The organism is Aeromonas sp. HMWF017, assembly GCF_003061465.1.
Taxonomy (GTDB): domain Bacteria; phylum Pseudomonadota; class Gammaproteobacteria; order Enterobacterales; family Aeromonadaceae; genus Aeromonas; species Aeromonas veronii.
Genome location: NZ_QAJD01000051.1, coordinates 4,424 through 12,394, shown reverse-complemented (window position 1 = coordinate 12,394; position 7,971 = coordinate 4,424). Strand labels below are relative to the sequence as shown.

The following is a 7,971-nucleotide window of genomic DNA, read 5'->3' as shown; positions in this document are numbered from 1 at the left end:
GCGGTGATCTGATAATTCCAGACGAATTACAAGGATTTCAAGGCGGGGTATTTGGCGGGTAATGTGAGATTACTCACTGAAAATTAAGCGCTATTTAGAAAAATAAAAGGGGCCTGTACGGCCCCTTTTGCTCATGCTCAAATGCGGAACATGCCGACCTGATTGCTCAGTTCACCCGAAATATTTTTAAGTTGTTCAGAGAGATGGCGTGAGCTGTCTGCATCCACTGCCAGTTCGTCCGAGACATCTTTCACTGCCTGAATGTTGCGACTTACTTCGTCGGTGACGGCCCGCTGCTCTTCAGCCGCGCTGGAGATCTGGGTCGCCATGTCGGAGATCTGGTTGATCGAGGTGGTGATCTGCTCCAGCGCATGGGTGGCGTTGTTGGCGTCATCCACGCTGTTCTGGGCCAGCAGTTGGCCTTCGTGCATGGTGCTGACCGCCCCCTGGGTATTGCGTTGCAGGGTTTCGATCATATTGCGGATTTCGACGGTGGAGCTGTGGGTACGCTGTGACAAGACGCGCACCTCGTCGGCTACCACTGCAAAGCCGCGACCCTGTTCACCGGCACGGGCCGCTTCGATGGCGGCGTTGAGTGCCAGCAGGTTGGTCTGCTCGGCGATGCCCTGAATGGTGGAGAGGATGGTGTTGATCTCCTGAGCGTTTTTCTCCAGTTCCTGAATGATGTTGGAGGCCTGTTCCACCTGGGTGGCCAGATCGGTGATGGAGCGCTGGTTGCGGGCAATCACCTGCTTGCCATGCTCGCAACTGCTGGAGGAGCTGCGGGCCGCTTCGGCGGTCTGCTCGGCGTTGCTGGCGACCTCGACCGCGGTGGCCGACATCTCGTGTACCGCAGTGGCGATCTGGGAGATCTCGTTTTGCTGGCGTGCCAGCCCCTGATTGGCCTTCTCCGCCATGCTGTGGGAGGACTTGGCCTGCTGGTTGAGTTGGCCGGAGGAGTTGGAGATATCCTGCACCATCACATGGATCCGCTCGATGAAGGTGTTGACGTGTTTGGCAACCGCGCCTACTTCATCCTCACGTTCAATCTTGATGCGGCGAGTCAGATCGCCGTTGCCACGGGAGAGATCGGCAATCGCTTCGCCCAGGGTTTTCAGAGGGGCCAGCGAGCCGTTGATGGCTACATAGGAGAAGCCTGCCACGATCAGTATGGTGATAAGCCCCTGAATGAAAGAGGAGGTAACCATGCGGCGTACCGACTGGTAGGCGATCTCTTCATCCACCATCATGCCGTAATACCAGTTGGTATTGGGAATGGCATTAAAGTCGTAGACCTCTTTCTTGCCGCTGATCACCAGCTCGTTGATCATGCCGTCATGGGCGACCTGATTGATGTAGGCAGCAGTCAGTTCCGGTGCCAGAGCGGTAGCGGATTTCAGGCTCAGGGAGGCATCGGGGTGCGCGATGATGGTGCCATTGCTGTCCACCAGCATGGCGTAGGTGCCCTCGGTGGTGACCGCCAGAATGTCCGAGATCAGTGAGCTGATGGAGACGTCACCGGCGATGACTCCCTGGGTGTTGCCACGCTGGAACGGCTCGGCAATGGTGACAATCAGCTGGCCGGTGGAGATGTCGGCATAGGGGGCTGTAATGACCAGCTTGCCTGCGGCGGCCGCGTCCTTGTACCAGGGGCGTTGACGTGGGTCATAACCGGCGGGCAAATCGGTTGGTTTGCTCTGGATCATCTTGCCGTCTGCGGTACCGGCATAGACCAGGTCGAAGCCACCGGCATTCATGGACTGGGCCAGATGACTGATGGGCTCGTCTTCTTTGGCGAATGCTTCCTTGGTGGTGCTGACCATGCTGATCCGGGAGTCGACCCAGCGGGAGATCCCCTTGACGTTGGCCATGGAGCTTTCGTCGATGATGTTCCAGACCAGTCGCTGGGTCTCGCTGCGCAGTTGCGAGGTGTTGTACCAGACCTGCAGGCAGGTGATCACCAGAATGATGACCCCGATAGCCAGGACAAGCTTGTTTTTAATGGATAAGTTCATAGTTACATCCTTGTGAGCGTCAGTCTGAAGTGTGTGTGGAATCTAGTTATTGTTATGAGCCTCTGTTTATCGGCTGAAGTTGAACTCTTTGTATCCCGGTCAGCTATTTAAAGTTAGTGCCTAAATCAGTGGTTATCCATGCGCGTATCGCCCCCTCACTGCGTCAGAAAACGATCTGGTCGATTGGTGAAGATTCCATCGACCCCCATGCTAGAGAGCGTTTCATAATCTTCTGGATAATCAACGGTATAAACCAGAACTTTGAGTCCACGGCGATGTGCATCATCGACCAGCGCGGCGTCGATGAAATCAACATCGCAATTGATGGACCAGCCCCCCAGCTCGTCGGCAAACTGCGCCAGGTTGAGCGGCAGGTTGGCGGTCAGGGCTCCGATCCGGATATCGGGCCGCAAGGCGGTAAATCGGGCCAGCTCCGGGTGATGGAAGGAGGAGACCACCCACTGGCCGGGAGTAAAGCCCAGCTCGGCCTCTGCCCGTCGGGTCAGGGTTGCCACCGCATCGGCGGTATGAGCCCCCTTGAGCTCGATATGCAGCTCGCAGCGTCCGGCGATGATCTCCATCACCTGCCACAGGGTCGGGATCACCTCTCCTTCACCAGCATCGAGCTGCTCCAGATAGGAGCGGGATTGCTCGGTCAGCACCCCCTTGCCGTTGGTGCAACGCTCCAGCCGCCGGTCGTGAAAGACCCACAACTCGCCATCGGCCGTCTGTACGTCGATCTCGATAGCTGATGCTCCTAACTCCAGCGCTTTGGTCATCGCCTTGAGGGTGTTTTCCGGTGCCAGACCGCTGGCGCCACGATGGGCAATAATCTGCATGTTCTGCTCCTTTTAACTCGCGGATCAGCCGCGGCTCAGGTGAATGTCGATCTGTTGATGGGGCAGGGTAAGTCCCTGCTGCTGCATCTTCTCCAGCACCAGCGAGTGAACCTCGTGAGTGATGGGCATCCGGTGATCCATGTTGTTGACGTAGAGGCGGATCTCGTAGATCAGCGCCGAGTCGGTGAATTCGATCAGGAAGACCTCTGGCGTCGGCGTCTCCAATACCAGGGTCGATGCCTGGATGGACTCCTCCAGAATGCGCTGCACCAGTTTCGGATCCTGGGTCAGGCCGATCCGGATCCGCAGTTTGACCCGGGTGATGGCATCGGAGAGCGACCAGTTGATGAACTGTTCGGTGATGAAGGCCTTGTTGGGCACGATGATCTCCTTGCGATCCCAATCCACTATGGTGGTGGCCCGGGTTTTGATCTTGGTGACGGTGCCGGTGAGATCGCGAATGGTGACGGTGTCACCGAGCCGGATTGGCTTTTCAAACAGAATGATGAGGCCGGAGACAAAGTTGGCGAAGATCTCCTGCAGACCGAAACCCAGCCCTACCGAGAGGGCTGCGACCAGCCACTGGGTCTTCGACCAGTCGATGCCCAGCATGGAGAAGCCGGTGAGGGCGCCGATCAGGATCACCAGATACTTACTGGTGGTCGTGAGGGCAAAGCCGGTACCCGGGGAGAGGCTGAGGTGTTGCAGCAGGGTCAGCTCCATCAGCCCCGGCAGGTTGCGGGCTGTCACCACGGTCAGAATGAAGACGAAGGCGGTCAGCATCAGATCCTGCAAGGTGATGGCCGAGAGCTGCTCGATGCCGCCAATCTTGCTGCTCACCTGCCACACCTCGATATTGCTGAGGAAGCTGAAGGCGGAGTTGAGATCCGACCATTGCACCACCACCAGCATGGTGAAGCCCAGCATCAGCAGGGTGCGCACCAGTCCCAGCGACTGGGCGCTGATGGTATCGAGATCCAGCTCAGTCTCTTCCACCACGTCCGGGGTCTCGGAGCTGAGCTCGTCATGCCCCTCTTCCCGGCCGCGCTGGGCCAGGATCTCGGCCCGCTTGCTCTTGGCGCGCTCGAAGGCGAGGCGGCGGCGCTGGATCAGCATCCAGCGTCTGGCCAGATAGTAGACCAGCAGGCAACCCAGCCCCATCAGCAGGCTAAGCTCCAGCTGGCGCAGCAGGGTGCGCGAGGTATAGAAGTAGCCAAACAGGGCGCCAATCACCGCCAGCAGCGGCGCCAGCATCAGGCTGTTCCAGATGAAGTGGTGCAGCAGATGGGGCTTAGTCATGTCGGTCTGGCCCCAGGTGAGTGGCAGCCGCTCCCGGTTGAGGCGGGCAAAGAAGAGCAGCAGCCAGAGTGCACCGATCATGAAGGCCATCCGGCCGAGGGAGTCGTAGAAGGCGTGCTCCTGATAGCTGTTGGCCATCCCCTGCACGAAGAAACTCGGGATCAGCACCAGCAGCAGGGTGCGAAACTGCCCCCACACCTTTTGCACCTGTTCCCGGGGCCAGCGGAAGTGGTGGATCAAAATCCCCCGCTCCAGCGTCAGATGGCGGGCCATCACCAGCGCCAGCAGCAGAAACCAGATCTCGCCAAGACCGCGCGCCACCGCCACCGCAAACGGGTATTGCCAGGCCCCTTCGAACAGGCCGCGCACCATCAGCACCATGGCGGGCAAGGGGAGGGCGGCAAGCAGGGAGCGCAGCAGCAAGCGGCTGGTGAGGCTGAATTTGTCCTGGGTCACCTTGCCGATCCGCGGCGCAATATGGTCGCAATAGAGGCTCAGATGACGGGCCAGCTTGAACCAGCTCCAGGCCAGCACCAGCAGACCAATACCGGCCAGCGTGAGGCTCAGCGGGCTGTTCTCGGCGATGGCGTAGGGCAGTTGCAGCCAGTTGTCCGGGTTGAAGGCCAGGGTCAGCGCGGCAGGAATGCCGAGCATGACTTGTGGGGTAAAGGGGCGCACATCCGGCATCCAGAACAGGTGGCTTGCGCTGATCTCACGGATCTCGTCGATCTTGCTGTTCTGGCGGCTGTAGAGCAGCTTGAGACGGGTCTGCTCCTGGATCAGGGTGTCAGAGGCGTCGTTGAGCCGGGTCAGCAGCTGGCGCCGGGCCTTGAGCAGGTTGTCGAGCACCGCTTGCTGTGGCCGATCGAGCGTCACCTCCTCTTCGGCCATCAGCTTGTCACGCAGCTGGCGGGTATCCTTGAGCCCATCCTGCTCGCTCTCGTACTGGTACTTGGCCATGCGGGCGCTGACGATGGCGGACTCCAGCTTGTCGAGGGGGAACTGGGGAGGAAGATCGGAGAGTTTGCTGCGCAGGTTCTCGCCGTAGGCATTACTGATCTGCAGCCACTCCAGCTGTTCGCGTACCGAGTTGACCAGCTCATTCAGTTCAAACAGATTCTTGTCGACGCTGCGCTGCTCGTCCTGCACCCGCTCAATCTGATCTTCCAGTGTGCCGAGCTGGATGGAGAGCGCCTGATTCTGCTGTTGCTGCTCCAGCAGCAGCGGCATGTCGGTGGTGAGCTGTTTGCGCAGCCGCTCGCTCTCCTCCAGCGCCTGCTCGGTCTTCTCCCGCCGCAGCTGGTTCTGCTGGGTCAGCAGGCTGGCTTGCCACTCATCCTCGTCGGCGATGGCCAGATTGAGCTCCTGCAGTTTCAGCTTGCCGAGATCGTTGCGCTGCTGGGCCGAGAGCTGCTCCAGCTCCAGCATCTGGATCCGGTCGGAGAGGCTCTGCTCCTTCATTCTGGTCAGCAGCAGTTGGGCCTCCTGCTGGCGATCCGATTCGCTGCTGAAGCTCAGTCGCTCCAGCTGGCTGCGGGTCAGTTGCAGCTGCTTGCGCAGATCGTCCACACGCAGGTGATACTCCTGCCCGGTGCTCTCCAGCTGGTTGAGGCTGTCCATCACCCCCTGCCGCTCCTTGCGCAGGTTGAGCTGGCGGTTGCTGCTCAGGCCAATGGCCTGGCGCAGCGCCTCCTCCTTGAGGCTCGCCAGCGGCGGGCGAGCAGCGGGCTGATAGTTATGCAGGCTCTCCTTGAGGCGCGCCGACTCCTTGGGGTAATCGATGAGGATCTGCTGATAGGCTTTGCTCTGTTCACGGTAGCGCTCGGCCTCTCTGGCAAATTGCAGTGCCTGCTGGTAGCTCTCCCGCAGCTTCTGGTTTTCCGGGGTATCGCTCTTGGGCACGCTCTGCAACAGGGATTCGGCCTGGGCAATGGCATCGTCGGCGCGCACGGCTGGCGGCAACAGGATAAGGGAGAGCAGCAAGAGGGTGAGCAGGCGTTGCAACATGAGGCTCGTTTCCGTTCAGAAGAGGTGGCCCTAGCCTAAAACAGGGCAGGGAGGCGGGTAAAGCAGTCTATATTAATGATTCATAACACAAATAACAGGAAGTCGTGCTGCCGTTTCGCTATGATCCCGGCCGCTTTCTCTCCACCGAGTCGAATATGTCAGCTGTTGATCTGGGCACAGCCCCGCTATCTCGCCTTTTCTGGCGTTACGTAACCCCGACCGTGGCGGCCATGCTGATCACCGGCATCTATGTCACCATCGATGGCATCTTCGTTGGCCATGTGCTGGGTCAGGATGGCATGGCCGGTCTGATGCTGGCTTATCCCATCTGCGCCGTGCTTTATGCGGTGGGGACGCTGATCGGCATGGGGGCCTCGTCGCTGGTCTCCTTCTATCTGGGGCAGGGCAACCCGGCCAAAGCCCGCCATATCGTCGGCAATGCGCTGGTGATGGTGTTGCTGGCCTCGGCACTGCTCAGTTTTATCGGGATCCGCTATGGCGAGCCCATGCTGGCCTGGATGGGGGCGGAGGGGGAGATCTTCACCGCCGGGCTCTCCTACCTGCAGGCTTATGCTTGGCTGGGCGTCTTTGCGGTGCTGTCGATGGCGTTCAGCTCGCTGCTGCGCAACGATGGCCGCCCAGGCTTTGTCACCCTCATCATGGTAGTCGGGGGCCTGCTCAACGTGCTGCTCGACTATCTGCTGATGGTAGTGTTTCCGTTCGGACTGGCCGGGGTGGCGACCGCCACCATGCTCTCCCAGGCAGTGACGGGCCTCGCCTGCCTGTGGCACTTCTTCACACCGCGCAGCCAGCTGCGGATAAGCTGGGACACCCTGCGCCCCGATCTGCGGCTGATGGGCGAGACGGTGCGCCTCGGGATCTCCAGTTTTCTGATGTACCTCTATCTCTCGGTAGTGCTGGCGCTGCACAACAAGGCGTTGCTGGCGGTTGGCACTTCGCTGCATGTGGCGGCCTACGGGGTGATCAGTTACACCGAGGCCTTCTTCTATCTGGTGTTTGAGGGGATCGCCATGGGTATCCAGCCCATCGCCAGCTTCAACGCGGGTGCCGGTCACTGGCGGCGGGTGCTGCGGATCCGCAATCTGGCACTCGGAGTGACGTTGGGGATCGCCCTGTGCGCCATGCTCCCGCTCTATCTGTGGCCGGAGGCGGCGGTCTATCTGTTTGCCGGCGACAACGCCACCTTGCTGCCGGTGGCGAGCCTCGGGATCTGGCTCTACTTCTGGGGGCTGCCGATGGAGGGCTTGCTGCTGGTGGGGGCCACCTACTTCCAGGCCATCAATCGGGCCCGCATCGCCTCCCTGCTCACTGGCGGCAAGCTGGTGCTGATTGGCGGTTTCTTGTGGGGCTTCTCGACCCTATGGGGCGTGCCCGGGGTCTGGCTGGCATTGCCAACGTGCAGCTCGCTGCTGGTGCTGGTGATGTGGCGGGCGATGCGTCGGGAGTCCGGCGCCCACGCTCTGGCCGGATAGGTAATCAGGTTCGACGTGCAGATAGCAGACAGGCAGCCATGGGCTGCCTGTTTTGTTAGAGGATGTTTTGTTAACGGGCTCTGCCGATTCAGGGCTTGAAGGCACCGATAAAGATGGCGGGATCGACCCGGGTGTCGTTAAGGCTGACATTCCAGTGCATATGGGGGCCGGTAGCGCGGCCGGTCGAACCGACTCGCCCGACGATGCCGCCACGCGGCAGGCTCTGGCCGAGCTTCACATCGATCTTCGACATGTGGCAGAACATGCTGATGAGCCCCTGACCGTGGTCGACAAAGACGGTATTGCCATTGAAGAAGT

Annotated in this window: 5 protein-coding genes; 1 reads left to right on the top strand and 4 read right to left on the bottom strand. The window is 60.2% G+C overall.

Going from position 1 to position 7,971, the window contains the following annotated elements:
* Positions 1-137 precede the first annotated feature (137 nt).
* The 3 genes from DBR30_RS04450 to mscM form a co-directional block, all read right to left on the bottom strand.
* Positions 138-2,015: a methyl-accepting chemotaxis protein gene (locus DBR30_RS04450; RefSeq protein ID WP_005335052.1), complete on the bottom strand. Its 1,878-nt coding sequence runs from the start codon at positions 2,013-2,015 to the stop codon at positions 138-140.
* A 155-nt stretch (positions 2,016-2,170) separates the two neighbouring features.
* Positions 2,171-2,854, bottom strand: a complete 684-nt coding sequence (locus tag DBR30_RS04445) for a glycerophosphodiester phosphodiesterase (protein WP_108541831.1) — start codon at positions 2,852-2,854, stop codon at positions 2,171-2,173.
* Positions 2,855-2,878: 24 nt separating this feature from the next.
* The gene (gene mscM / locus DBR30_RS04440) at positions 2,879-6,160 is read right to left on the bottom strand and encodes a miniconductance mechanosensitive channel MscM (protein ID WP_108588205.1); all 3,282 of its coding nucleotides are present in this window, start codon (positions 6,158-6,160) and stop codon (positions 2,879-2,881) included.
* A 155-nt stretch (positions 6,161-6,315) separates the two neighbouring features.
* On the opposite strand from mscM, the gene DBR30_RS04435 reads away from it, so the two are divergent.
* Positions 6,316-7,653: an MATE family efflux transporter gene (locus DBR30_RS04435; RefSeq protein ID WP_108541836.1), complete on the top strand. Its 1,338-nt coding sequence runs from the start codon at positions 6,316-6,318 to the stop codon at positions 7,651-7,653.
* Positions 7,654-7,741: 88 nt separating this feature from the next.
* On the opposite strand, the gene DBR30_RS21610 is transcribed toward DBR30_RS04435, so the two are convergent.
* Positions 7,742-7,971 (bottom strand): M23 family metallopeptidase (locus tag DBR30_RS21610; RefSeq protein ID WP_258224275.1); only part of this gene is annotated, 230 nt, incomplete at its 5' end.